Source organism: Streptomyces sp. NPDC054047, assembly GCF_055585065.1.
In genome coordinates, this window is record NZ_JBVJKV010000006.1 from 307330 (window position 1) to 329151 (window position 21822).

The 21822-nt window shown below is 70.8% G+C and carries 31 protein-coding genes; 24 read left to right on the top strand and 7 right to left on the bottom strand.

Annotated elements, in window-relative coordinates:
* Position 1: 1 nt before the first annotated feature.
* The gene (locus ACZ6ZP_RS23750) at positions 2-637 is read right to left on the bottom strand and encodes an ATP-dependent Clp protease proteolytic subunit (protein WP_469408269.1); all 636 of its coding nucleotides are present in this window, start codon (positions 635-637) and stop codon (positions 2-4) included.
* 217 nt (positions 638-854) lie between these two features.
* On the opposite strand from ACZ6ZP_RS23750, the gene ACZ6ZP_RS23755 reads away from it, so the two are divergent.
* From ACZ6ZP_RS23755 to ACZ6ZP_RS23815, 13 genes are all read left to right on the top strand, one after another.
* Entirely contained in the window at positions 855-2387 is a 1533-nt protein-coding gene (locus ACZ6ZP_RS23755) for an amidase (protein WP_351164287.1), read from the top strand.
* Complete coding sequence (locus ACZ6ZP_RS23760; protein ID WP_383821329.1) at positions 2347-2820, top strand: phage holin family protein; 474 nt, start codon at positions 2347-2349, stop codon at positions 2818-2820. The genes ACZ6ZP_RS23755 and ACZ6ZP_RS23760 overlap by 41 nt, the downstream gene beginning before the upstream one ends.
* A 69-nt stretch (positions 2821-2889) precedes the next feature.
* On the top strand, positions 2890-3261 hold the full coding sequence (locus ACZ6ZP_RS23765; protein ID WP_351164289.1) for a gas vesicle protein GvpO: 372 nt from the start codon (positions 2890-2892) through the stop codon (positions 3259-3261).
* Positions 3262-3326: 65 nt separating this feature from the next.
* Positions 3327-3752 (top strand): gas vesicle structural protein GvpA, encoded by a 426-nt coding sequence (locus tag ACZ6ZP_RS23770; protein WP_351164290.1) that lies wholly within the window; start codon positions 3327-3329, stop codon positions 3750-3752.
* Positions 3749-4528, top strand: coding sequence for a GvpL/GvpF family gas vesicle protein (locus ACZ6ZP_RS23775; protein ID WP_351164291.1), 780 nt, complete (start codon positions 3749-3751; stop codon positions 4526-4528). The genes ACZ6ZP_RS23770 and ACZ6ZP_RS23775 overlap by 4 nt, the downstream gene beginning before the upstream one ends.
* 3 nt (positions 4529-4531) lie before the next feature.
* On the top strand, positions 4532-4795 hold the full coding sequence (locus ACZ6ZP_RS23780) for a gas vesicle protein GvpG (RefSeq protein WP_351164292.1): 264 nt from the start codon (positions 4532-4534) through the stop codon (positions 4793-4795).
* Positions 4792-5514 (top strand): DNA primase, encoded by a 723-nt coding sequence (locus ACZ6ZP_RS23785; RefSeq protein WP_469408270.1) that lies wholly within the window; start codon positions 4792-4794, stop codon positions 5512-5514. The genes ACZ6ZP_RS23780 and ACZ6ZP_RS23785 overlap by 4 nt, the downstream gene beginning before the upstream one ends.
* Complete coding sequence (locus tag ACZ6ZP_RS23790; RefSeq protein ID WP_366463877.1) at positions 5507-6676, top strand: SRPBCC family protein; 1170 nt, start codon at positions 5507-5509, stop codon at positions 6674-6676. The genes ACZ6ZP_RS23785 and ACZ6ZP_RS23790 overlap by 8 nt, the downstream gene beginning before the upstream one ends.
* Positions 6673-7095 (top strand): gas vesicle protein, encoded by a 423-nt coding sequence (locus ACZ6ZP_RS23795; protein ID WP_361466851.1) that lies wholly within the window; start codon positions 6673-6675, stop codon positions 7093-7095. Before ACZ6ZP_RS23790 ends, ACZ6ZP_RS23795 begins: the two co-directional genes overlap by 4 nt.
* Positions 7092-7892 carry a GvpL/GvpF family gas vesicle protein gene (locus tag ACZ6ZP_RS23800; RefSeq protein WP_366463876.1) on the top strand — a complete coding sequence of 267 codons (801 nt, stop codon included), beginning with the start codon at positions 7092-7094 and terminating at the stop codon, positions 7890-7892. Before ACZ6ZP_RS23795 ends, ACZ6ZP_RS23800 begins: the two co-directional genes overlap by 4 nt.
* Positions 7889-8077, top strand: coding sequence for a gas vesicle protein (locus ACZ6ZP_RS23805; RefSeq protein WP_160509195.1), 189 nt, complete (start codon positions 7889-7891; stop codon positions 8075-8077). Before ACZ6ZP_RS23800 ends, ACZ6ZP_RS23805 begins: the two co-directional genes overlap by 4 nt.
* The gene (locus tag ACZ6ZP_RS23810) at positions 8074-8367 is read left to right on the top strand and encodes a gas vesicle protein K (protein WP_351164298.1); all 294 of its coding nucleotides are present in this window, start codon (positions 8074-8076) and stop codon (positions 8365-8367) included. Before ACZ6ZP_RS23805 ends, ACZ6ZP_RS23810 begins: the two co-directional genes overlap by 4 nt.
* 57 nt (positions 8368-8424) lie before the next feature.
* A complete protein-coding gene (locus ACZ6ZP_RS23815) occupies positions 8425-9435 on the top strand; it encodes a Ppx/GppA family phosphatase (protein ID WP_351164299.1) in 1011 nt (336 codons plus the stop codon).
* Here ACZ6ZP_RS23815 and ACZ6ZP_RS23820 read toward each other — a convergent pair.
* Both ACZ6ZP_RS23820 and ACZ6ZP_RS23825 read right to left on the bottom strand, forming a co-directional pair.
* Positions 9416-9709: a WhiB family transcriptional regulator gene (locus ACZ6ZP_RS23820; protein ID WP_351164300.1), complete on the bottom strand. Its 294-nt coding sequence runs from the start codon at positions 9707-9709 to the stop codon at positions 9416-9418. The genes ACZ6ZP_RS23815 and ACZ6ZP_RS23820 overlap by 20 nt on opposite strands.
* A 138-nt stretch (positions 9710-9847) precedes the next feature.
* The gene (locus ACZ6ZP_RS23825; protein ID WP_469408273.1) at positions 9848-10237 is read right to left on the bottom strand and encodes an ANTAR domain-containing protein; all 390 of its coding nucleotides are present in this window, start codon (positions 10235-10237) and stop codon (positions 9848-9850) included.
* A gap of 133 nt (positions 10238-10370) precedes the next feature.
* Between ACZ6ZP_RS23825 and ACZ6ZP_RS23830 the strand changes: the two genes are divergently transcribed.
* Together ACZ6ZP_RS23830 and ACZ6ZP_RS23835 are read left to right on the top strand one after the other, a co-directional pair.
* Positions 10371-10694, top strand: coding sequence for a helix-turn-helix transcriptional regulator (locus ACZ6ZP_RS23830; protein ID WP_351164302.1), 324 nt, complete (start codon positions 10371-10373; stop codon positions 10692-10694).
* Positions 10695-10825: 131 nt separating this feature from the next.
* Entirely contained in the window at positions 10826-11113 is a 288-nt protein-coding gene (locus ACZ6ZP_RS23835; protein ID WP_351164304.1) for a type II toxin-antitoxin system Phd/YefM family antitoxin, read from the top strand.
* Positions 11114-11214: 101 nt separating this feature from the next.
* On the opposite strand, the gene ACZ6ZP_RS23840 is transcribed toward ACZ6ZP_RS23835, so the two are convergent.
* Positions 11215-12231: an ABC transporter permease gene (locus ACZ6ZP_RS23840; RefSeq protein ID WP_361466863.1), complete on the bottom strand. Its 1017-nt coding sequence runs from the start codon at positions 12229-12231 to the stop codon at positions 11215-11217.
* A gap of 124 nt (positions 12232-12355) precedes the next feature.
* On the opposite strand from ACZ6ZP_RS23840, the gene ACZ6ZP_RS23845 reads away from it, so the two are divergent.
* The 8 genes from ACZ6ZP_RS23845 to ACZ6ZP_RS23880 all read left to right on the top strand — a co-directional run bounded on the left by ACZ6ZP_RS23845 (position 12356) and on the right by ACZ6ZP_RS23880 (position 19520).
* A complete protein-coding gene (locus ACZ6ZP_RS23845; protein ID WP_366463873.1) occupies positions 12356-12976 on the top strand; it encodes a TetR/AcrR family transcriptional regulator in 621 nt (206 codons plus the stop codon).
* Positions 12977-13175: 199 nt separating this feature from the next.
* Positions 13176-13478: an urease subunit gamma gene (locus ACZ6ZP_RS23850; protein ID WP_135330105.1), complete on the top strand. Its 303-nt coding sequence runs from the start codon at positions 13176-13178 to the stop codon at positions 13476-13478.
* A gap of 14 nt (positions 13479-13492) precedes the next feature.
* A complete protein-coding gene (locus ACZ6ZP_RS23855; RefSeq protein WP_351164307.1) occupies positions 13493-13822 on the top strand; it encodes an urease subunit beta in 330 nt (109 codons plus the stop codon).
* Positions 13815-15536: an urease subunit alpha gene (locus ACZ6ZP_RS23860; RefSeq protein ID WP_469408277.1), complete on the top strand. Its 1722-nt coding sequence runs from the start codon at positions 13815-13817 to the stop codon at positions 15534-15536. The genes ACZ6ZP_RS23855 and ACZ6ZP_RS23860 overlap by 8 nt, the downstream gene beginning before the upstream one ends.
* An 11-nt stretch (positions 15537-15547) precedes the next feature.
* Positions 15548-16222 carry an urease accessory protein UreF gene (locus tag ACZ6ZP_RS23865; RefSeq protein WP_399980800.1) on the top strand — a complete coding sequence of 225 codons (675 nt, stop codon included), beginning with the start codon at positions 15548-15550 and terminating at the stop codon, positions 16220-16222.
* 91 nt (positions 16223-16313) lie between these two features.
* Positions 16314-16997, top strand: coding sequence for an urease accessory protein UreG (gene ureG / locus ACZ6ZP_RS23870; RefSeq protein WP_351164311.1), 684 nt, complete (start codon positions 16314-16316; stop codon positions 16995-16997).
* Positions 16994-17767: an urease accessory protein UreD gene (locus ACZ6ZP_RS23875; protein ID WP_469408280.1), complete on the top strand. Its 774-nt coding sequence runs from the start codon at positions 16994-16996 to the stop codon at positions 17765-17767. The genes ureG and ACZ6ZP_RS23875 overlap by 4 nt, the downstream gene beginning before the upstream one ends.
* Positions 17768-17918: 151 nt before the next feature.
* On the top strand, positions 17919-19520 hold the full coding sequence (locus ACZ6ZP_RS23880) for an alpha/beta hydrolase (RefSeq protein WP_469408281.1): 1602 nt from the start codon (positions 17919-17921) through the stop codon (positions 19518-19520).
* A gap of 75 nt (positions 19521-19595) precedes the next feature.
* On the opposite strand, the gene ACZ6ZP_RS23885 is transcribed toward ACZ6ZP_RS23880, so the two are convergent.
* Together ACZ6ZP_RS23885 and ACZ6ZP_RS23890 are read right to left on the bottom strand one after the other, a co-directional pair.
* Positions 19596-20090: a YbaK/EbsC family protein gene (locus ACZ6ZP_RS23885; protein ID WP_351164315.1), complete on the bottom strand. Its 495-nt coding sequence runs from the start codon at positions 20088-20090 to the stop codon at positions 19596-19598.
* Positions 20091-20168: 78 nt separating this feature from the next.
* Positions 20169-20897, bottom strand: a complete 729-nt coding sequence (locus ACZ6ZP_RS23890) for a lysophospholipid acyltransferase family protein (RefSeq protein ID WP_351164316.1) — start codon at positions 20895-20897, stop codon at positions 20169-20171.
* 269 nt (positions 20898-21166) lie between these two features.
* Between ACZ6ZP_RS23890 and ACZ6ZP_RS23895 the strand changes: the two genes are divergently transcribed.
* A complete protein-coding gene (locus ACZ6ZP_RS23895; protein WP_361466880.1) occupies positions 21167-21583 on the top strand; it encodes an SSI family serine proteinase inhibitor in 417 nt (138 codons plus the stop codon).
* Positions 21584-21619: 36 nt separating this feature from the next.
* Here ACZ6ZP_RS23895 and ACZ6ZP_RS23900 read toward each other — a convergent pair whose 3' ends face one another.
* A complete protein-coding gene (locus tag ACZ6ZP_RS23900; RefSeq protein WP_351164318.1) occupies positions 21620-21781 on the bottom strand; it encodes a hypothetical protein in 162 nt (53 codons plus the stop codon).
* Positions 21782-21822 lie beyond the last annotated feature (41 nt).

The following is a 21822-nucleotide window of genomic DNA, read 5'->3' on the forward strand; positions in this document are numbered from 1 at the left end:
ATCACCTCGCGTCCGGGGCGCGCAGGGACGACTTGCGGTTGGCGACGATCCGGTCCACCAGGCCGTAATCGACCGCCTCGGAGGCGGTGAGGATCTTGTCCCGTTCGATGTCGGCCGCGACGCGCTCCGGGCTCCGGCCCGTGTGTTGCACCAGCAGCTTCTCCAGTTTTGCGCGGGTGCGCAGGAGTTCGTCGGCCTGGATCGCCAAGTCGGTTGCCTGGCCGTGGATCGGCTCGGCGAGCGAGGGCTGGTGGATCAGCACCCGGGCGCCGGGCAGCGCGAACCGTTTGCCGGGGGTGCCCGCCGCGAGCAGGACGGCGGCCGCCGACGCGGCCTGGCCCAGACAGGTCGTCTCCACGTCGCAGCTGACGAATTGGATCGTGTCGTAGATCGCCGTCATCGCGCTGAACGAGCCGCCGGGGGAGTTGATGTAGAGCGAGATGTCGCGGTCGGGCGCCAGGTACTCGAGGTGCATGAACTGCGCCATCACGTCGTTGGCCGAGGTGTCGTCGATCGGTGTGCCCAGGAAGACGATGCGCTCGTCGAGCAGCTTCGAGTACGGATCGAGAGTCCGTTGCCCCGAGCCGGTGCGCTCGGTGAACTCGGGCAGGACATGGCGGGCGAACGGTCGGTTCATGGCACGTATCTCCTCTGCCGGGGTCGGCTGCTCCCCAAGGCTTCCTGTGAAAAATGTACAGGACGTACGTAACCTCGTGGCAGGGCGAGGAGAATGTTCGGGTGATCCGCCGGGGTCAGCAGTCAGCAGTTGGTCGCCAGTCGCCAGTCGCCAGTCGCCAGTCGCCAGTCGTCAGTCGTCAGCCGTCCCGAGCCGAAGGCGTCGTATGAGTCCTGAAATGAGCCCTGAAGCCAGCCAGGCTCCTCAAGTACCCCAAGTCCCCGAGGCCGCCGAACTCGTCCACCTCACCGCCCGCGAACTCGCCGCCAGGATCCGCACCCGCGAGTTGTCCGCGCGCGAGGTCGTCCAGGCGCACCTGGACCGGATCGAGCAGGCCGACGGCGCCGTGAACGCCGTGGTGACCCTGGCGGCCGAGCGCGCGCTCGACGAGGCGCGCACCGCCGACGAAGAAGCCGTGCGTGGCGCACCGCTCGGCCCGCTGCACGGGCTGCCCGTCGCCCACAAGGACACCCACGACACCCGTGGCATCCGCACCACCTACGGGACACCGCTGCTCGCGGACAACGTCCCGGACCGCGACGAGCTGATCGTCGAGCGCATCCGTGCCGCCGGAGCGATCACCATCGGCAAGACCAACGTCCCCGAGTTCGCGGCCGGTTCGCACACCTTCAACCCGGTCTTCGGGGCCACCCGCAATCCGTACGACCTCCGGCGGTCGGCGGGCGGCAGCAGCGGGGGAGCGGCGGCCGCGCTCGCCTGCGGCATGCACCCCCTGGCCGACGGCAGCGACATGGGCGGTTCGCTGCGCAACCCCGCCTCGTTCTGCAACGTGGTGGGCCTGCGTCCCTCGCCGGGCCGGGTGCCGAGCTGGCCGGACACCGCTCCGTGGTCGACGATGGCCGTGCAGGGGCCGATGGCGCGCACGGTCGCCGACGCGGCGCTGCTGCTCTCCGTCGTCGCCGGGCCCGACCCGCGCTCGCCGATCGCCCTGGAGACGCCGGGGAGCGCGTTCGGCGTGCCGCTGGACCGGGATCTGACGGGGCTCCGGATCGCCTGGTCGCCGGACTTGGGAGGAGCGGTGCCGGTCGACCGCGAGGTCACCGATGTGCTCGCGCCCGCCGTCACGGTCTTCGCCGACCTGGGGTGCGCGGTCGAGGAGGCGTGCCCCGACCTGTCCGGCGCCGACGAGGTGTTCCGCACCTTCCGCGCCTGGCAGTTCCACCTGGCGCTCGGCGGACTCCTGGACACCGCTGCGGACCGGATGAAGCCCAGCCTGGTCCGGAACGTACGCCAGGGGCGCGCGCTCACCGGCGTCGACCTGGAGCGGGCCACCGTGCTGCACGCCGAACTCTTCCACCGGGTGCGCGCGTTCTTCGAGCGGTACGACGCCCTGATCCTGCCGACCAGTCAAGTGGTCCCATTCCCTGTCGAGTTGGAGTATCCGGACAAGGTCGACGGGGTGGAGATGGCGGACTACCTGGACTGGATGCGCTCGGCGTACCTGGTGTCCGCGACCGGCAGCCCGGCGCTGTCCGTGCCCGCCGGTTTCACCCCGGGCGGCCTGCCGGTCGGGCTCCAGATCGTCGGGCCGCACCGTGCCGATCTACGGGTCCTGCAGATCGGTCACGCCTTTGAACGAGCCACCCGGCACGGCGAGCGCCGGCCGCCGTGCCGCGTTACGCGTCCGGGCGGCCGGGTACTCGGGCGCCATGAATCGTTTGGAGCATCTGGACAAGAGCCTCGTCGATGAACTGACGCGTGCCGCCCGCGAGGCGGTGCGCGACGAGCTGAGGGAACAGACACGCAAGCAGCGCCGCAAGGCCGCGTTGTACGCCGGGGCGGGCGCCGCCGGTCTCTATGCGGGTGCCGCGCTGGCGCTCGCCTTCGGGCTCGCGCTCGCGCTGGGACTGCCCGACTGGGCGGCCGCGCTGATCACAGCGGTGGTCCTCGGTGTCGTGGCCTACTTCCTGCGGAGCGCGGCCCGGCCTTCCGTGGACCGCCCCTCCGCGGACCACCCTGCCGTGGACCGGTCTGCCGCGGACGGGCCCTCCATGGGCACACCGTCCGTGACTCCTCCGCCCGTGTCGCCGCCGGCGCCCGAGCGGCCGGTGGCGCCGCCGACCGTGGACGCGGCCCATGGGGCGGGTGTGGACCCTGAGGTGCCGCACCGTTGGGGCCGGTGAGCCGGGACGCCTGACGAGAGATGTTTGGCCAACGGATTACGGGCCACTCGTGAAGAAGAGGTGGCCATATTGAACACATCGTCAGATCCAGAGAAGAAGAAGGCGGGTTCGCAGAACTCGCGCAATTCGACCGATTCGACCGAAAAAGCGGAAAGCGGCAGGGCGAAGCGCCGCCCCGGCCCCATGGAGGTGCTGCGCACAGCGCGCACCCAGCTTGCCGAGCTGACCGGGATGGCCGCCGAGTCCGTGTCGTCCTTCGAACAGACCGATGACGGCTGGACGTTGGAGATCGAGGTCCTGGAACTCACCCGGGTTCCGGACACGATGAGTCTCCTCGCGAGCTATCAGGTGGAGTGCGACCCACAGGGCGAGCTCCTGGGCTACCGACGCGTCCGCCGCTACGAACGCGGGCGTGCCGACTCCAAGTCCAGCGGTCGTTAGAGCCCGTTCCGTACGGGTTTTTGCAGTTCATCCACAGACTTCCCAGACAAGGAGGGCCGGTCGGCATGACCGTTGTCCCTGCACAGCAAGCCGGCGGATCGGGCGGCTCCAGTGGCCTGTACGACGTCCTGGAGCTAGTCCTCGACCGCGGTCTCGTCATCGACGCCTTCGTGCGTGTCTCGATCGTCGGCATCGAGATCCTGAAGATCGACGTGCGTGTGGTCGTCGCCAGCGTCGACACCTATCTGCGCTTCGCCGAGGCGTGCAACCGCCTCGACCTGGAGTCGGGCCCGCACAAGGACCCCGGGCTCCCCGACCTGGTGGGCGAGATCACCGAGTCCGGTGCGCGCGGCAAGTCCAAGGGCGCGCTGTCCGGCGCCGCCGAGACCATTTCCGACGCCTTCAAGCAGTCGCGTGAAGAGGGCCAGGCGGAGTCCCGCCCGCGTGCCCGCAAGAGCGCCCCGTCGCGCAGGAAGGAGGAGCAGGAATGAGCACGTACGTCTATGGCATCGCAGCGAGTTCGCACCCTTCGCTCCCCGAAGGCATGAACGGCGTGGGCAAACCGGCGCGCCAGGTGCGCATCCTCAGGGAAGGCGACCTGGCGGCGATCGTCAGTGAGGCCCCCGAGGGGCTGCGCGCCAAGCGCAACGACCTGCTGGCCCACCAGAACGTCCTGAGCGAGGCGGGTGCGGCGGGTCCGGTCCTGCCCATGCGCTTCGGCAACGTCGCCCCGGACGACGAGTCCGTCACGAGCGTGCTCGCCGAACGTGCCGAGCACTACCGCGAGCGGCTCGCGACCCTGGCGGGCAAGGTCGAGTACAACGTCAAGGCCAGCCACGACGAGCAGGCCGCCCTGCACCGCGTGATGGCCGACAACGCCGAGGTGCAGGCGCTGGCCGAGGCCAACCGGCAGGCGGGCGGCGGCAGTTACGAACAGAAGCTGCAGCTCGGCGAGATGGTGGTGGCCGCGCTCCAGAGCCGCGAGGCCGAGGACGCCGTGGAGCTGCACCGCATCCTGGAGCCGGCCGCGCACGCCGTCAGCGTGGGCCCGGAGTCCACGGGATGGCTGGCCAACCTGTCGTTCCTGGTGGAGCGCGATGCGGCCGAGGTGTTCCTCGCCGCCGTCGAGGAAGCCCGCAAGGCGCACCCGCACGTCGAACTGCGCGTCAACGGCCCGCTGCCGCCCTACAGCTTCGTCGAGCCCGGGCCCTCCGAGCCGACGGGAGCCACGCCGGAGTCGGCGGGCTCGCAGGCCGGCCGGGAGTAACGCATGGGACTGATCGGCGAAGTGCTGATGCTGCCGTTCGCACCTGTGCGCGGCGGCCTCTGGGCGGTGAGCCAGGTACTCGCCGAGGCCGAGCGCCTCTACTACGACCCGGCCACCGTCCGGTCCGAACTCGCCCTTCTCGAGCAGCGGCTCGAGTCGGGGGAGATCGGTGAGGAGGAATTCGACCGCCAGGAGGACGAGTTGCTCGACCGACTGGAAATAGGCCTGCACTCCGGTGCGGGAACTGACAACGGGACCACACGATGAATCGACTGGGACTTGGCCTCGCCGTAGGGGCCGGATACGTCCTCGGACGTACGAAGAAGATGAAGCTGGCGTTCGCCGTCGGCACCATGGTGGCCGGCAAACGGATGAATCTGAGCCCGCGTGCCCTGGGTGACCTGGTGTCGCAACAGCTCCAGAACAACCCGCAGTTCAAGGAGATCGGCGACCAGCTGCGCGGAGACCTGCGCGGAGTCGGCAAGGCCGCCACCGGGGCACTGGTGGAGCGGCAGATCTCGGGCCTCGCCGACCGCCTGCACGGTCGGACGGCGGACGTGCGCGATCAACTCGCGGGCGTGAAGCCGGACATACCGGGGCGCGGCAAGGAAGACGAGCGGGAGTCGGACGACGCGTACGACGAGTACGAGGAGTACGACGACCAGGACGAGGCGGACGACACGGACGACCGGGACCGCGAGGAGCCCGCGGAGGCGGAACACGAGCCGGAGCACGACTCGGAGCACGACTCGGAGCACGACTCGGAGCCCGAGCAGGAGCGCCGGCCAAGGAAGAAGGCTTCGGAGCAGAGCGCCGCCCCCAAGAAGGCGGCGGCCAAGCGGAGCACCGCCCGTAAGACGGCGACCCAGAAGAGCCCCGCGAAGAAGACGGCGGCGAAGAAGACCCCCGCCAGGGCCGCGACGAAGAGCACCGCGCGCCGCGCCACCGGCGCCCGGCTGCCGAAGGAGGGTGGCCGCAGTGAGTGACACCCTGAAGTCCGCGACAGACAAGGCCAAGGACAACCCCATCACCGGCATCGTGCAGAGCGAGGCCGCCGACCGGCTCAAGGCGGAGGTCCAGGAGTATCTCGCCGCCCAGGCCCAGCGCATGCTGGTCGGTGTGGGCCACAAGCTCGGCCAGACGACGGGCAAACTCAACGACATCGCCGAGGGCAACAGCCCGGGCTTCGCCAAGCTCGCCCTCGACGGCGGCCGCAAGATGGCCGAGGGCAAGGGGCCGCTCCGGTCCGCGATCGAGGTCGGCGCCGGACGGGCCAAGGACAATGTGGTCGACGCCTTCAAGAACATGACCGGCGGCAAGGGCCGCCGCAAGGGCGGGGCCGGCAAGAAGCCGACGGTCATCATGGAGTTCGTGGACGTCGGGGTGCCGCTGCGCACCGCGTACGACCAGTGGACCCAGTACCAGGACTTCAGCAACTTCGCCAAGGGCGTCAAGAGCGCGAACCGCGCCGACGACACCACCTCCGACTGGCAGGCCAAGGTCTTCTGGTCCAGCCGGAGTTGGAAGGCCCACACCACCGAACAGGTGGCGGACGACCGGATCGCCTGGACCTCGGAGGGCGCGAAGGGCACGACGAAGGGCGTCGTCTCCTTCCACTCGCTGGCCGAGAGCCTCACGCGCGTCCTGCTGGTCCTGGAGTACTACCCGAAGGGTCTCTTCGAGAAGACCGGCAACATCTGGCGCGCCCAGGGCCGCCGGGCGCGGCTCGACCTGAAGAACTACGCGCGCTTCATCACCATCAAGGGTGAGGCGGAGGACGGTTGGCGCGGTGAGATCCGCGACGGCGAGGTCGTGGTCAGCCACGAGGACGCGCTCGCGGAGGAGCAGGACGAGGGCGAATCGCAGGACGTCGCCGAGGACGAGTACGAGCACGACGAGGACGAGCGCGACGAGGAACACCCCGAGGAGTCCTACGAGGACGAGGACGAGCACGAGGGCACGGAAGAGGACGAGGACGAGCGGGACACCTACGGCGAGGTGGAGGAAGAAGAGGACGAGGAGGACGCGGACGAGGAAGAGGACGAGCGCGAGGCGAAGTACGCCCAGGACGAGGAGGACGAAGGAGACGAAGGGGAAGACGAGGCCAAGTACGAAGAAGAGGCCGCAGTGAGCGGGAGTCGCCGATGACCATGCCAAGTCGGATCCCGGAGCCGTACGGGCAGGGCGGCGGCGCGAACCTGGCGGACATCCTGGAGCGCGTGCTCGACAAGGGCATCGTGATCGCGGGGGACATCAGGATCAACCTGCTCGACATCGAACTGCTCACCATCAAGCTGCGGCTCATCGTCTGCTCCGTCGACAAGGCGAAGGAGATGGGGATCGACTGGTGGGAGGACGACCCCGAGCTGTCCTCCCGCGCACACAGCAAGGAACTCACGCGTGAGAACGCCGAGTTGCGTGCCCATGTCGCCGAGCTCGAGCAGCTGGAGCAGAGCCGGGCGGAGCGCAGCAAGTCGCCGCGGCGCAAGGTGGAGCAGGGCAGGCCTGAGGAGCGCAGGACGGAGCCACGCAAGACGGGCCAACGCAAGACGGAGGAAAGCACATGAGCGGACTGCGGTACGTCTACGCCATCTGCCGCCCCTTCGACGCGGCGCTCCAGGCGCAGGTGACCGGGGTGGACGGCGCTCCCCCCGGTCAGCTGCCGCACCACGGCCTGATCGCCGTGGTCGGCACCGTGCCGGAGGAGGACTTCGCCGAAGGGCCGCTCCGGCAGCATCTGGAGGACCTGGACTGGCTGAGCGCGACCGCGCGTGCCCACCAGGCGGTGATCGACGCGCTCACCGCGGTCACCACACCGCTGCCGATGCGGCTCGCCACCGTGTTCCGGGACGACGCGGGCGTGCGCGCGATGATGGAGGAGCGGGAGGACGCGTTCCGGCGGACGCTCGACCGGCTCGACGGCCGTGTGGAGTGGGGCGTCAAGATCCATGCCGAAGCGGAGCCCGCCCGCCCGGCGCAGGAGCCGCAGAAGGCGGCGTCGGGCCGGGACTACCTGCGCCAGCGCCGTCAGCGCAACCGGGCCCACGAAGAGATGTGGGAGAGCGCCGAGAAGTTCGCCCACCGGCTGCACGACACGCTCTGCGAACACGCGGAGGACGCCCGGCTGCACGCCCCGCAGAACACCGCGCTCTCCAAGGAGTCGGGGCGCAACGTGCTCAACGCGGCCTATCTGGTGTCGCGTTCGGACTCCGAGGCCTTCGTGGAACTGGTGGAGAGCGTGCAGGGCGAGGGGCCCGGTATGCGCGTGGAACTCACCGGACCGTGGGCCGCCTACTCCTTCGCCGGCCTGGAGTCCGACGGCGACGAGACCGCGGGCGGCACGGCGGGGGAGGCGGGACTGTGACCGTGGTCGAACGCCGGGAGGTGGCCCTGGTCGACCTGCTCGACCGGCTGCTGGCGGGCGGGGTCGTCATCACCGGTGACCTCACCCTGCGCATCGCGGACGTCGATCTCGTCCGTATCGATCTGAACGCACTCATCAGCTCGGTGAACGAGCAAGTGCCATCGCCCTTCGAGGAGTTGCTGTGAGCGAGCGGACTCCGGGAAAGAACCGCCTGGAACTCGAGCCGGACACGGTGGAGCGCGACCTGATCAAGCTCGTCCTGACCGTCGTGGAACTCCTGCGCCAGCTCATGGAGCGCCAGGCCGTGCGCCGCTTCGACACCGGGGAGCTGAGCGAGGACCAGGAGGAGCGCATCGGGCTCACCCTCATGCTCCTCGACGACCGCATGACCGAACTGCGCGAGCGCTACGGCCTGCGGCCCGAGGACCTGAATCTGGACCTCGGGCCGCTGGGGTCGCTGCTTCCGAGGGAGTGATCCCGCGCGCGTCGATCGGAGTGACTGACGCGTGGCCTGATGGGTACTCAGAGTCACATGCGAATGAGTGTGATGGATGTGGGCTCGAACGCGGTCCGGCTGGTCGTCGTGGACGCGAAGGACGGTGTGCCGTTGCCGGTCCACACCGCCAAATGGAAGCTGAGACTCTCCGAGGAGGTCGGGCCGAGCGGGGAGATCCCCGAGGAATCCGTGGGGCAGCTGGTGACAGCGGTCTCCGAGGCCGCCGCGACCGCACGGCGCTGGGGCTCGGAGGAGCCGCTCGCCTTCGCCACGACCGTCGTACGCAGTGCGCCCAACCGGCTTGACGTGTTGCGGACGACCCGCGAGGAGACCGGCGTGGCGCTGTGCACCATGCCCGGCGAGGTGGAGGCCGAACTCACCTTCCTGGGGGCCCGCCGGTGGATGGGCTGGCGGGCCGGGCCCCTCGCGCTGTTCGACATCGGGGGCGGCTCGCTCGAGGTGGCCTTCGGGCGCGGGCGGCTTCCGGACTACGTGGCCTCGCTGCCCCTGGGCGCGCGCCGGCTGACCCGGGAGTTCTTCGAGGGCCAGGACCCGCCGACCGAACAGAGCGTGAAGGCGCTGCGGCGCAAGGTGCGCCACCAGCTGCGGGACGTCGCCGCGCGGATCCGCTGGGAAGGGCCGCGCACCGCGGTGGCCACGTCGCGGACGTTCCAGCAGCTGGCGCGGCTCGGGGGCGCCGCGCCCGGCCGCCACGGGCCCTTCATGGCACGGCAGTTGAGCCGAGCGGAACTGCGTGCCTGCCGCGACCGGCTCGCCGCGCTCCCGGCGGCCGAGCGCGCCAGGCTGCCGGGGGTGTCGGCGCCGCGGGCCGTGCAGAGCCTGGCCGGGGCGATCGTGGGGCACACGGCGATGAAGCTGACGGGCGTCAAGTCGGTCACCATCTGCCCCTGGGCCATCCGTGAGGGCGTGCTGCTGCGGCACATGGAGGACGGCGGGGCGTGGTGGGCGGAGGTCAGTCAGCGCGAGCCGGCGCCGGAGTTCCTGGTGCACTCGGTGCCGTTGCGGATCACCGCTCTGCAGAACTGAGGGGTGCGCGTGCGGGCACGCCGTCCTTGGCGTCCTTGTGGTTCGTGTCGCCCTTGCGGCGCAGCGCCGCACGCTCCTCCGCGCTGGTGCCGCCCCAGACGCCGTAGGCCTGCCCGCTGTCGAGAGCCCAGGTGAGGCAGGGGCGGAGCACGGGGCAGCGCAGGCAGACCCGCTTGGCGGCCAGCTCCTCGCGCAGCGCTGGGCCGCTCACGCTGACGGGGAAGAACAGCTCGGGGTCCTCGCGCGCGCAGAGCGCGCTTGTCATCCACTCCATCAACGCCTCCCTCGGGGGTGGAGTCGGCCTCTGTCCGGACCGGTACGGAACCGGGGCACGAGTGCCCTCGCCGGGCGGAGGGAAACCGATGAGCGCCGGGAGAGCCGGGAGAAGGGAGGGGCCCATGTTCCTGCGGGCTCATCTCTCCTCGGCGTGGGGCGCCGCCGTCGGCGGCCGCAGCTGGGCGACCGCCGCGGCCAGCTGCCGGCGGAGCGGCCTGGGGATCCTGCCTCCCGTGGCGGCGCCGACCAGGTCGGCGGCCACGATATGCAGCTTGGTGTTCGTGTTCTGGGAGACCGAGACCAGGACGCTCCACGCGTCGTCGGCGCCCAGGCCGAAGGAGGCCATCAGGATGCCGCGGGCCATGTCGATGACGGGCCGTGTCCGCATGGCCCGCCGCAGCTGACCCAGTTCGACGCGCGGATCCGGCTGGGCGTCCTCGACGCCATGGCCCGGCAGGGCGGGGGACGCGGCGTGGGTGGCTTCGCTGTCCTGCGCGACCGGCGCAGGAAGTGCGTGTTCTGTCATGGCGGCCACTCCGTATGCGTCCGTGCGTCGTCACCTCACTCAGCGTGGGTCCGGCGGGGTTCACCCGTCAAGAGATACCGGAAATGTAGTTCGTCTTTTTGAATACGTGAATCAAAGGCCCTATCTTGGAGGCATGGGTGCAGTACCTGAACCACACGTCGGTTGGACGTTCCTGACCAACCACGCCCGTGTGCTGGCCGCGATCGCCGCCGACCCCGCCACGCGCATCCGGGACATCGCCGCGCGCTGCCATCTCACCGAGCGTGCCGTACAGAAGATCGTTTCCGATCTGGAGGAGGGTGGATATCTCTCCCACACACGCCAGGGCCGCTCCAACGCCTACCGCATCGAAGCGGGGACGATCCTGCGTCACCCCGCCGAATCAGGCCTCGCCGTGGCGGAACTCCTCACGCTCCTGGCCCAGCATGACGTCGAACGCGGCGACGGCCCTCAGTAGTTGCAGCCGCCGGGGAGCGACGGGACGCGTCGGCCGCATCGCTCACCCGCCTCGGGTGCGCCCCTGACCTGCGGCGTATCCGTTTGGCGCGGGCCGGATCGGGGCGCGGGGCGGCGGTTAAGCTGGGGAGCATGGCCTACGAGATTCCGGTGACGCAAGCCCGTGCAGAGCTCGCCGATCTGATCAACCGCGTCGTCTATGGCGGTGAGCGGGTGGTCGTCACCCGCCATGGCAAGCCACTCGTGGCCCTTGTCTCCGCCGCCGACCTGGAACGGCTCGAGGCGCTGCCGGACGCGGAGGAGGAGCAGGTGGTCAGCTCCGTGTCGGCGCTGCGCTCGACCTCGTCCCCGGCGTCCGGTGCGGGGGAGCGGCGGGGTTTCGGCATCGCCGCCGAGCACCGCGGTCCCAACGCGACGTAGCCGTAGGGCGATTGGGTACGCGAAAGGCCGTACGCCCCCGTCCGCTACAGCGGAGGCGTACGGCCGTCTCTGTGTGCTGCCGGGCCCTGTGTGCTGCCGGGTCAGGCGGCCGGCACCGCTTCCCTCGCCGCGGTCGGCGACTCGTCGCGGGCCGCGGCGGCGGGGCGGCGGCGGAGCGCACCGAGCAGCACGGCCGTCAGGCCGAGCAGGGCCCAGACGGCGAGGGTGACGAGGGGGCCCGTGACGCGCGCGCCGTCGAAGAAGGAGACCGAGCGCAGCAGGGTGCCCCCGGCGCCGGGCGGCAGCAACTGGCCGAGGAATCCGACCGGTTCGGGCAGCAGCTGCGGCGCGGACGTCACGCCGGAGAACGGGTTGCCGAGGAGCACCATCGTCAGCGCGCCGACCCCGATGCCCGCCGGGCCCAGGAGCGCGGCGCACCCGGCGACGATGCCGCCCACCGCGAGCGTCGAGAGGCTCAACACCCCTGCCTCCGCCCACCAGTTGCCCGTCAGTACGCCGAGCCAGCTGTGGGTCACGGCGGCGGCGACCACGCCGACCAGCGCGGCGGCAAGGGCAAGGGAGGCCACCGCGCGGATGCCGCGCAGGCCGAGCATCGTCACGATCGCACCGGCCGCGACCCCCGCGATCACCAGCGGCAGCACGCTCGCCCCGAGGGCGGAGCCCCGCGGGTCGTTCGCGGGCGCGGCCACCACGTCGGTGGTGGTCACCTCGGCCCCCTTCGGTGCCTGACCGGCCACCGCCTGCTCCAGTAGCTGGGCGACCACCGGGCTCGCGGCCGTCGCGGTCAGCAGTTCCATGCCCCGCGGGGTGACGACCACCGCGCCGTATACGGCCCGGTCCTCGATGGCGTCGCGGGCCGCGGCTTCATCGGCGTACCGATGGATCTCGAACGCGCCCTCGTGCTGGGCGAGTTTGGCCTGGAGTGGCGCCGCCGCCGCGGCGGGACCCGCGACGCCGAGTGGCAGGTCGCGGGGGGCGGTCCTGGCGGCGGGCCAGGCGAAGGCCCACAGGGCGAGGGCCACGAGCGCGGAGACCAGGAGGGCCACCGCCACCATGCGGCGGCCCTGCGGAGGCGGGGTGGCGACCGACGTGGACATGAGCTGAGCTCCTTCGGGATCTTCGCGAGTTAAAGAGAAGGATCGTTCGTTTTACGAGATGCCCACACTGTGCTTCCGGGCGCGCCGCTTGTCAAGAATGAATGTTCGTTTTAGTTTTGGCGGTATGGCCCGCGTATCCCAGGAGCACCTCGACGCACGCCGCCGCCAGATCATCGACGGCGCCGCCCTCTGCTTCGCCCGCAATGGCTTCCACGCCACCTCGATGCAGGACGTGCTCAAGGAGGTCGGCCTCTCGGCCGGAGCGGTCTACCGCTACTTCGGGGGCAAGGAAGAGCTGATCGGGGCGATCGTCGGCGAGGTCCTGGAGTGGATCCAGGCGACCTTCGAGGCCGCGGCCAAGGAGACCCCGCCGCCCCCGCCGGACGTGCTCGTCGGCCGTGCGCTGAGCCAGGTGCTCAGCCGGAGGACGGGGGTCGAGGAGGGGGAGGCCTCGTACTTCCCGCGGCTGATCGTCCAGGTCTGGGCGGAGACCCTGCGCAACAAGGAACTCGCCGCCGTGATGAACCAGGGGTACGCCAGGGTGCGGGTGGCCTGGGTGAAGATCGTCGAGGGGTATCAGGCCGCGGGCATGATGCGCGACGACATCCCGGCCGACCACGTCGCGCGGGTCATGGTCGCCACCGCCCAGGGCTTCGCCGCGCAACTGGCGCTCTTCGACGATGTTCCGCTCGACGCGCTGGAGGACGGCTTGCGCGGCCTGATGAGTATGGGGCAGCCCAGCTGACGGTCATGGAGCGGTCAAGCGCTGGTTAACCTCGTTGAAACTCCTCCCAACTAGCCTGCGATGCCACGCCACCAGGGGATTTCGTAACCGGGGTGCGCAAGATCGAGCGCACTGCCTGTGTGTTACATCTATATCCGTCGCGGTGGCCGCGGCAGCCGGACCCCGCACGGTCCGGAGCGAGGACTGTGAGGTGGGACGCGTGCAACTGACCCCGCACGAGCAGGAGAGACTGCTCATCCATGTGGCCGCGGACGTGGCCGAGAAGCGAAGGGCGCGGGGGCTGCTGCTCAACCACCCCGAGGCGATCGCCCTCATCACGTCCCACATCCTCGAAGGCGCGCGCGACGGCCGCACCGTCGCCGAACTCATGTCCTCGGGACGCAAGGTGCTCACCCGGGACGACGTCATGGGCGGCATCCCGGAGATGATCCACGACGTCCAGGTCGAGGCCACCTTCCCGGACGGCACCAAGCTCGTCACCGTCCACGACCCGATCGTCTGACGGGGGCCGGCCGCATGAGTCCCGCCCAGCCCCTCGTACCCGGCGAGATCCTCTTCGCCGACGAGCCCGTCGCCTACAACGTGGGCCGCGAGGTCACCGCCCTCACCGTCCTCAACGCCGCCGACCGCCCCGTCCAGGTCGGCTCCCACTACCACTTCGCCGAGGCCAACCCCGGCCTCGACTTCGACCGCGCCGCCGCGCACGGCAAGCGGCTCAACATCGCCGCGGGCACCGCAGTGCGCTTCGAGCCCGGAATCCCCGTCGACGTCGAACTCGTCCCCCTGGCCGGCCTGCGCATCGTGCCCGGACTGCGCGGCGAGACCGGAGGTCCCCTCGATGCCTGAGCTGTCCCGCGCCGCGTACGCCGACCTGTTCGGCCCCACCACGGGCGACCGGATCCGCCTCGCCGACACCGACCTGCTCGTCGAGATCGAGGAGGACCGCTCCGGCGGCCCCGGACTCTCCGGCGACGAGTCGGTGTTCGGCGGCGGCAAGGTCATCCGCGAGTCGATGGGCCAGTCGCGCACGACGCGCGCCGAAGGGGCCCCCGATACCGTCATCACCGGCGCCGTCATCATCGATCACTGGGGCGTCGTCAAGGCCGACGTCGGCATACGCGACGGCCGCATCACCGGCATCGGCAAGTCCGGCAACCCGGACACGATGGACGGCGTACACCCCGATCTCGTCATCGGCCCGGAGACCGAAGTCATCGCGGGCAACGGGAAGATCCTCACCGCCGGCGCCATCGACACCCACATCCACTTCATCTCGCCGACCATCGTCGACGAGGCGCTCGCCTCCGGCGTCACCACCCTCATCGGCGGCGGCACCGGACCGGCCGAGGGCAGCAAGGCCACCACGATCACCCCCGGCGCATGGCACCTGGCCCGGATGTTCGCGGCGTTGGAGTCCAGCCCCGTCAACATCGGCTTCCTCGGCAAGGGCAACACGGTCTCCAGCGAGTCCATGCACGCCCAACTGCGCGCCGGAGCCGTCAGCTTCAAGATCCACGAGGACTGGGGCGCGACCCCGGCCACGATCGACGCCTGCCTGAACGTCTGTGAGGACACCGGGGCCCAGCTCGCCGTCCACACCGACACCCTCAACGAAGCGGGCTTCGTCGGCGACACGTTCAAGGCCGTCGCCGGCCGCACCCTGCACGCCTTCCACGTCGAGGGCGCGGGCGGCGGGCACGCCCCGGACATGATCACGGCGGTCTCCCTGCCGAACATGCTGCCCAGCTCCACCAACCCGACCCGGCCGCACACCGTCAACACCATCGAGGAACACCTCGACATGCTGATGGTCTGTCACCACCTCAACCCGGCGGTCCCCGAGGATCTCGCCTTCGCCGAGTCGCGGATCCGGCCCACCACCATCGGGGCCGAGGACATCCTGCACGACCTCGGTGCCATCTCGATCATGTCCTCGGACTCGCAGGCCATGGGCCGCATCGGCGAGGTCGTCATGCGCACCTGGCAGACCGCGCACGTGATGAAGCGGCGGCGCGGCTTCCTGCCGGGGGACACCCGGGCGGACAACCGTCGTGCACGTCGCTACGTCGCCAAGTACACGATCAACGCGGCGGTCGCGCAGGGCGTCGACCACGAGATCGGCTCGGTCGAGAGCGGCAAGCTCGCCGACCTGGTGCTGTGGGCCCCGGCGTTCTTCGGCGTCAAGCCGCAGCTGGTCATCAAGGGCGGGCAGATCGCCTACGCGCAGATGGGCGACGCCAACGCGTCCATTCCCACGCCGCAGCCGGTGCTCCCGCGCCCCATGTTCGGCGCGCACGGCAGGGCGCCCGGGCTGAACTCCTTCAACTTCGTGACCCAGTCGGCGCTGGACGACGGCCTGCCCGAACGCCTCGGCCTGGCCAAGGAGTTCAGGGCGATCCGCTCGACGCGCGGACGCACGAAGGCGGACATGCGCGAGAACGACGCCCTGCCGAGGGTGGAGGTCGCTCCCGACAGCTTTGCCGTCACCATCGACGGGGAGCTCGTCGAGCCGTCGCCCGCAGCCGAACTGCCGCTCGCGCAGCGGTACTTCCTGTTCTGACGGGCGCTGATATGTCCAGAGCCGCACTGCTCGTCCTGGCCGACGGCCGGTTCCCCGCCGGAGGGCACGCGCACTCCGGCGGGGCCGAAGAGGCCGTCAAGGCGGGGCGCGTCACCGGCGCGGCCACCCTGGAGGAATTCTGCCGGGGACGGCTGCACACGACGGGGCTGGTCTCCGCCGCGCTGGCGGCGGCCGCCGCGCTGGGGATCGATCCACTGGAGCTGGACGAGGCCGCCGACGCGCGGACGCCCTCGGCCGCGCTGCGGGTCGCCGGGCGGCGGCTGGGGCGGCAGATGATGCGGGCCGCGCGCGCCGCGTGGCCCGATCCCTCGCTGGACCGGCTGGCCGCCGCGAAGCCCAAGGGAGCGCACCAGCCCGTCGTGCTCGGCCTCGCCGCCCGGTCGGCGGGGCTGGGGGCCCAGGACGCCGCGTACTGCTCCGCGTACGAGTGTGTGAGCGGGCCCGCGACGGCGACCGTGCGGTTGCTGAGCCTGGACCCCTTCGACGCCACGGGCGTCCTGGCCCGGCTGGCACCCGAGCTCGACCTCGTCGCCCGGGCGGCGGCGGAGGCGGGCCGGGAGGCCCTGGCGGACGGAGTCGACGCGTTGCCCGCGGCATCCGCGCCGCTCCTGGAGGTCGGGGCGGAGGCGCATGCGGCCTGGCCCGCGCGGCTGTTCGCTTCCTAGCTCCTGGCCAGGCCTCCCTCCGGCGCACGAGGCACCCCACCAGCCCGTCGCGCAAGGCGCAATGAACTGCTGAACCACAGAGGAGTCGCACATGCATCTCGATCACTCCCACGACGAGTCCACCGCCGTGAGCGCCGACGCGCACCGCCCCGACGGGCGCCGCCGCGCCCTGCGGATCGGGCTCGGCGGACCCGTCGGATCCGGCAAGACCGCCACCGTCGCCGCGCTCTGCAAGGAGCTGCGCGACGAGCGCTCCCTCGCCGTCGTCACGAACGACATCTACACCCGCGAGGACGCGGAGTTCCTGCTGCGCGAGGCCGTGCTGCCGCCCGAGCGGATCACCGCAGTGGAGACCGGCGCCTGCCCGCACACCGCGATCCGCGACGACATCTCCGCCAACCTGGAGGCCGTGGAGGACCTGGAGGACGAGGTCGGGCCGCTGGACCTGATCCTCGTCGAGTCCGGCGGCGACAATCTCACCGCCACCTTCTCCAAGGGCCTCGTCGACGCGCAGATCTTCGTCATCGACGTCGCGGGCGGCGACGACATCCCGCGCAAGGGCGGCCCCGGCGTCACCACCGCCGACCTGCTCGTCGTCAACAAGACCGACCTCGCCCCGCACGTCGGCTCCGACCTCGCCCGGATGGCCGCGGACGCCAAGGCCCAGCGCGCCGAACTGCCGGTGATCTTCCAGTCGTTGCGGTCGGACGAGGGCATCGGGCCCGTCGCGGCCTGGGTGCGTGCCCAGTACGCCGCCTGGACCGCGTCCGCATGACCGTGCACGCCGTCGCGGCATCCGGGGTACGCGGCATCGCCCGCATCACCGCCCGGGGCAACGGGCGGGGCGGCACCGTCCTGCCCGTGCTCGACGGAGAGGGGCCGCTCGCCCCGCGCCGCACCCGGTCGGCCGGCGTGGGCGCCCAGGTCACCCTCGTCGGAGCGATGAGCGGCCCCCTCGGGGGCGACCACCTCACCGTCGAGGCCGCCGCCGAGGAAGGGGCCCGGCTGCACATCGGCTCGGCCGCCGCCACGCTCGCCCTGCCGGGGCAGTCGAAGGAGGCGGCGCGGTACGACGTGCGGCTCACGGTCGGTGACGGCGCGGAACTGTGCTGGCTGCCGGAGCAGTTGATCTCCGTACGCGACAGCGACCTGCGGGTCACCACGCGGGCCGAGCTCGCCGCGAGCGCGAGCCTCGTGCTGCGGGAGGAGCAGGTACTAGGCCGGACCGGCGAAGAGCCGGGACGCCTCAGCAGCCGCCTGACCGTGCGCAGGGCGGGCCGCCTGCTCCTCGACCAGGAACTGTCGTGCGGCCCCGGAGCACCCGGCGGCTGGGACGGCCCGGCGGTCCTGGCGGGCCACCGGGCGATCGGCCAACTCGTGATCGTACGCCCGGAATTCGAGCACCACAGGCCCGAGCCCACCCTCCTCGCCGAAGCGACCGCACTCACGCCCCTCGCCGGTCCGGCCGTGCTCGTCACGGCACTCGCCCCCGACGCGCTACGGGTCCGCCGCGTCCTCGACGAGGCGCTGCGCACACTCACGTGAACAGGGGCATATCCGCTGAGCGGAGTTCCCTGCACCGTCTATCGGATTGGTAAAGAAACACCCGCCCCGTCTGTCGCACTGAACCCTCCGACCGACAGGATCCTCCTACTGTTCGAAAATCGACAGGTAAATCGACAGGGGGAGGAACCAGTTGAGACGCACCACAGCATTCGGCGCAGCCGGCACGCTGATCACGGGCTCGCTCATAGCGGGCGCGATCATGGCGCCCGTCGCCAATGCGGACGCCCGGAGCAGCGCCGGCGCTGACGCCCGCCAGCGCACCAGCTCGGAGGCGCGCGGTGTCGCGCTCGCCGCGCAGCGCGCCGCCAAGGCCGGCATCGACTGGCAGGCGTGCCCGGCCGACTGGGGTCTGGAGAAGGCCGTCACGTGCGGCTGGGTGACCGTCCCGGTCGATTACGCCAAGCCCAACGGCAAGAAGATCAAACTCGCCGTGGACCACATCGGCAACACCGGGACGAAGAAGGAGCGCCAGGGCGCGCTCGTCTACAACCCCGGCGGCCCCGGCGGTTCCGGGCTCCGCTTCCCCAACCGCGTGGCCACCAAGGCCAAGCTCTGGGAGAAGACGGCCAAGGCCTACGACTTCGTGGGCTTCGACCCGCGCGGTGTCGGCCGCTCGGCGCCCATCTCCTGCGTCGACCCGCAGGAGTTCGTCAAGGCCCCCAAGCTCGACCCGGTGCCGGACTCCGAGGCGGACAAGCGCGCCCAGCGCAAGCTCGCCGCCGAGTACGCGGACGGCTGCGCCGAGCGCAGCGGCGAGATGCTGCCGCACATGACGACGCCGAACACCGCACGTGACCTGGACGTCATCCGGGCCGCGCTCGGCGAGAAGAAGCTGAACTTCCTCGGCGTCTCCTACGGCACCTACCTCGGCGCGGTCTACGGAACGCTGTTCCCGACGCACGTGCGCCGCATGGTCGTCGACTCGGTGGTCAACCCCTCGAAGAAGAAGATCTGGTACGAGGCCAACCTCGACCAGGACGTCGCCTTCGAGATCCGTCTCAAGGACTGGATGACGTGGGTCGCCAAGTACGACGCCACCTTCCACCTCGGCAACACCGCCGAGAAGGTCAGCGTGAACTGGGACAAGCTGCGCGCCGCCGCGAAGAAGGAGCCCCTGGGCGGAGTGGTCGGCCCCGCCGAGCTCATCGCGTACTTCCAGAGCGCTCCGTACTACGACTCCGCCTGGGTGGGGATCGCGACGAACTTCAGCAAGTACGTCGCCGGTGACTCCAAGCCGCTGATCGAGGCAGCCAGCCCCGACCTGTCGGACACCGCGGGCAACATCGCGTCGGAGAACGGCAACGCCGTCTACACGGCCGTCGAGTGCGCGGACGCCAAGTGGCCCACCAGCTGGAAGAAGTGGGACCGCGACAACACCCGCATCCACCGCGACAACCCGTTCATGACGTGGTCCAACGCCTGGATGAACCTGCCCTGCGCGACCTGGAAGAGCAAGCAGCACGAGCCGGTCGAGGTCAAGACCGGCAAGGGCCTGCCGCCCGTCCTCATCGCGCAGTCGACCCGCGACGCGGCCACCCCGTACGAGGGTGCCGTCGAGCTGCACAAGCGGTTCAAGGGCTCGCGTCTGATCACGGAGAAGGACGCCGGCTCGCACGGCATCACGAACCTGGTCAACCCGTGCCTGAACGACCGTGTCGACACCTACCTGCTGACCGGCAAGGTGGACGGCAAGGACGTGACGTGCGCACCGCACGCCACGCCCAAGCCGTGACGACCTGCCGCTAGGCATGTCGGCAAGGGGCGACCGGGACCTCCCGGTCGCCCCTTCGCCGTGCCGTCTCCCTCGCTATGCCGCTTCCTGCGCGATCGCGGCCGTACGCGGCTCGGCGATCGCCTCGTAGTCAGCGGTCCGCAGCGCCAGCGAACGGTCAAGACGCGCCGCGTTGAAGAACAGCTCGTCGTGGGCGAGCAGCGCCGGGTCCACGACCAGTTCCAGCTCGGGGTCGAAGGAGAACGGCAGGATGGTGCCGCTCACGCTGCCCGCGAGCCGCTCGGCCGCCTCCTGCGTGGCGAAGCCCGCGTACGTACCGCCCAGGAGCTGCTTGACGGCGTTCAGGTCGACGCGGCGGTCGCCGGGCACCACCGCGAGCACGTACCGCTTCGTCTTCTTGCCGATCTTCACCATCACCACGATGCACTTGGCGGCCTGCTGGAGGGTGTTGCCCCGCAGCGCGCTCACCGCCTCCGTGGCGCCCTCTTCTTCGTGCGCGATGACGCGGTACGCCGCGCCCCGCTCGTCCAGCAGCCCGATCAGCTTGGTGTACAGGCTGTGCTCGCTCATCCGCTTCTTCTCCCCTGGTGCCGGCAAGGCGTCTTGTCCGCGCGGTGCCGCTCGTTGGCAGGACCGTACGTCAGGGCGTCAACTCAGCGGCATCCGGGGGAATCTGCGCCTGCCGGCCGCGGCGGCCCGCTCGGCCTCCTCCGCTTTGGCGACCGCGGCGTACTTGTCGACGTACTCCTGTCCGGAGAGGCCGAGAATGGCGTACATGATCTCGTCCGTGACCGCGCGCAGCACCGCCTTCTCGTTCTCCATGCCCGCGTAGCGCGAGAAGTCCAGCGGTGCGCCGAAGCGGATGGACACCTTCTGGAAGTTCGGCATCTTCTGGCCCGGCGGCTGCGCCTCGAACGTGCCGATCATCGCGCACGGGATCACCGGCACCTGGGCCTTGAGCGCCATCGCGGCGACGCCGACCTTGCCCTTGTACAGGCGCCCGTCGTGCGACCGGGTGCCCTCCGGGTAGATGCCGAGCAGCTCCCCCTTGCGCAGCACGCCCAGGCCCTCGCGGATCGCCGCCTGGCCCGCCTCCTTGCCGGAGCGGTCCACCGGGATCTGCCCGGCGCTGTGGAAGAACGCGGCCGTGAGGCGGCCCCTGATGCCGGGCCCGGTGAAGTACTCGGCCTTCGCCAGGAAGGTGATCCTCCGCTTGATGATGGCGGGCATCAGGAAGTGGTCCGAGAACGAGAGATGGTTCCCCGCCACGATCGCCGCGCCGTTCTCCGGTATGTGCTCGAGCCCCTCGATGCGCGGCCGGAACATGAGCCGCAGCAGCGGCCCCAGGACGACGTACTTGAGCAGGTAGTAGAACACCCGTTGCTCCTTGACGTAGGTGGACCGGCCTGGGTGCTGCGTCGTCGCAGGTCACGGGTCCTCACGCAGCGGTCAGTTTAGGTGCGCCGTCCCGACGGGAGAAGGGAGCGAAGCCGGGCGACCCGGTCCCTTTGGCCGACAGACGCCCATCCGGGCCGTGCGCCGGACTCGTACGGGTGAGCGCCCGGCGTGTCGCCTTGGCGGGCGGCGGGTGCGGAGGTGGCCTGGCCTGACTCCGACGCAGCTCGTCCCCGTCCCAGGAGGTCCCCATGAGGTCTTGTCCCACACCCCGTACGCGCCCCGCCCTGGCCACCGCCGCCGCGCTGCTCTGCCTGGCCGCGGCCGCGCCCGCCCACGCGGCCGAGGGAACGGCCCCCGGCCGGTCGAGCGGCGTCTTCCTCACCGTCACCGGGGACGACAACGCCTGGGTCCGCGGGGTGCTGCTCGACTGCGTGACCCAGCGGCCCGCACACCATCCGCACGCGGCCGAGGCCTGCGCGGCGATCGACACGGCGCGCGGCGACTTCGACGCGCTGCCGGTGAAGCCGGGAATCTGCACCAAGCAGTACGCCCCGGTCGAGGTGAGCGCGACGGGGCTGCACCGCGGCAAGCCGGTCAGCTGGCACAAGACGTTCGGCAACGCCTGCGAGATGGGGAACTCGACGGGCGCCGTCTTCCGCTTCTGACGGTGTTCGACCGTGCCGGACGCCGTGCGGCGCCCCTCAGGGGGTGCTGCGCGAGAGCACCATCGCCACTGTGAGCATCCCGATGACGACCCAGCCGAACCACAGCCAGCCGTTGCTCCCCAGCGCGACCGTGTACGCGGTCACCGCGACCAAGCCTCCGAGGGTGAACACACCCATCGTCTTCGTCGAATCAGGCATCGCCCTGCCTCCTCCCGGCAGCCCCGGCGCCTCGACGCCGA

Excerpts from the sequence above, each read along its gene's own strand:
- ACZ6ZP_RS23860 (WP_469408277.1), top strand. The coding sequence starts at position 13,815 with ATGCCTGAGCTGTCCCGCGCCGCGTACGCCGACCTGTTCGGCCCCACC.
- ureG (WP_351164311.1), top strand. The coding sequence starts at position 16,314 with ATGCATCTCGATCACTCCCACGACGAGTCCACCGCCGTGAGCGCCGAC.
- ACZ6ZP_RS23780 (WP_351164292.1), top strand. The coding sequence starts at position 4,532 with ATGGGACTGATCGGCGAAGTGCTGATGCTGCCGTTCGCACCTGTGCGC.
- ACZ6ZP_RS23800 (WP_366463876.1), top strand. The coding sequence starts at position 7,092 with ATGAGCGGACTGCGGTACGTCTACGCCATCTGCCGCCCCTTCGACGCG.
- ACZ6ZP_RS23785 (WP_469408270.1), top strand. The coding sequence starts at position 4,792 with ATGAATCGACTGGGACTTGGCCTCGCCGTAGGGGCCGGATACGTCCTC.
- ACZ6ZP_RS23855 (WP_351164307.1), top strand. The coding sequence starts at position 13,493 with ATGAGTCCCGCCCAGCCCCTCGTACCCGGCGAGATCCTCTTCGCCGAC.
- ACZ6ZP_RS23875 (WP_469408280.1), top strand. The coding sequence starts at position 16,994 with ATGACCGTGCACGCCGTCGCGGCATCCGGGGTACGCGGCATCGCCCGC.
- ACZ6ZP_RS23815 (WP_351164299.1), top strand. The coding sequence starts at position 8,425 with ATGCGAATGAGTGTGATGGATGTGGGCTCGAACGCGGTCCGGCTGGTC.
- ACZ6ZP_RS23820 (WP_351164300.1), bottom strand. The coding sequence starts at position 9,709 with ATGGAGTGGATGACAAGCGCGCTCTGCGCGCGCGAGGACCCCGAGCTG.
- ACZ6ZP_RS23885 (WP_351164315.1), bottom strand. The coding sequence starts at position 20,090 with ATGAGCGAGCACAGCCTGTACACCAAGCTGATCGGGCTGCTGGACGAG.
- ACZ6ZP_RS23770 (WP_351164290.1), top strand. The coding sequence starts at position 3,327 with ATGACCGTTGTCCCTGCACAGCAAGCCGGCGGATCGGGCGGCTCCAGT.
- ACZ6ZP_RS23795 (WP_361466851.1), top strand. The coding sequence starts at position 6,673 with ATGACCATGCCAAGTCGGATCCCGGAGCCGTACGGGCAGGGCGGCGGC.
- ACZ6ZP_RS23755 (WP_351164287.1), top strand. The coding sequence starts at position 855 with ATGAGCCCTGAAGCCAGCCAGGCTCCTCAAGTACCCCAAGTCCCCGAG.
- ACZ6ZP_RS23865 (WP_399980800.1), top strand. The coding sequence starts at position 15,548 with ATGTCCAGAGCCGCACTGCTCGTCCTGGCCGACGGCCGGTTCCCCGCC.
- ACZ6ZP_RS23830 (WP_351164302.1), top strand. The coding sequence starts at position 10,371 with ATGGGTGCAGTACCTGAACCACACGTCGGTTGGACGTTCCTGACCAAC.
- ACZ6ZP_RS23775 (WP_351164291.1), top strand. The coding sequence starts at position 3,749 with ATGAGCACGTACGTCTATGGCATCGCAGCGAGTTCGCACCCTTCGCTC.
- ACZ6ZP_RS23835 (WP_351164304.1), top strand. The coding sequence starts at position 10,826 with ATGGCCTACGAGATTCCGGTGACGCAAGCCCGTGCAGAGCTCGCCGAT.
- ACZ6ZP_RS23840 (WP_361466863.1), bottom strand. The coding sequence starts at position 12,231 with ATGTCCACGTCGGTCGCCACCCCGCCTCCGCAGGGCCGCCGCATGGTG.
- ACZ6ZP_RS23900 (WP_351164318.1), bottom strand. The coding sequence starts at position 21,781 with ATGCCTGATTCGACGAAGACGATGGGTGTGTTCACCCTCGGAGGCTTG.
- ACZ6ZP_RS23845 (WP_366463873.1), top strand. The coding sequence starts at position 12,356 with ATGGCCCGCGTATCCCAGGAGCACCTCGACGCACGCCGCCGCCAGATC.
- ACZ6ZP_RS23895 (WP_361466880.1), top strand. The coding sequence starts at position 21,167 with ATGAGGTCTTGTCCCACACCCCGTACGCGCCCCGCCCTGGCCACCGCC.
- ACZ6ZP_RS23825 (WP_469408273.1), bottom strand. The coding sequence starts at position 10,237 with ATGACAGAACACGCACTTCCTGCGCCGGTCGCGCAGGACAGCGAAGCC.
- ACZ6ZP_RS23750 (WP_469408269.1), bottom strand. The coding sequence starts at position 637 with ATGAACCGACCGTTCGCCCGCCATGTCCTGCCCGAGTTCACCGAGCGC.
- ACZ6ZP_RS23760 (WP_383821329.1), top strand. The coding sequence starts at position 2,347 with ATGAATCGTTTGGAGCATCTGGACAAGAGCCTCGTCGATGAACTGACG.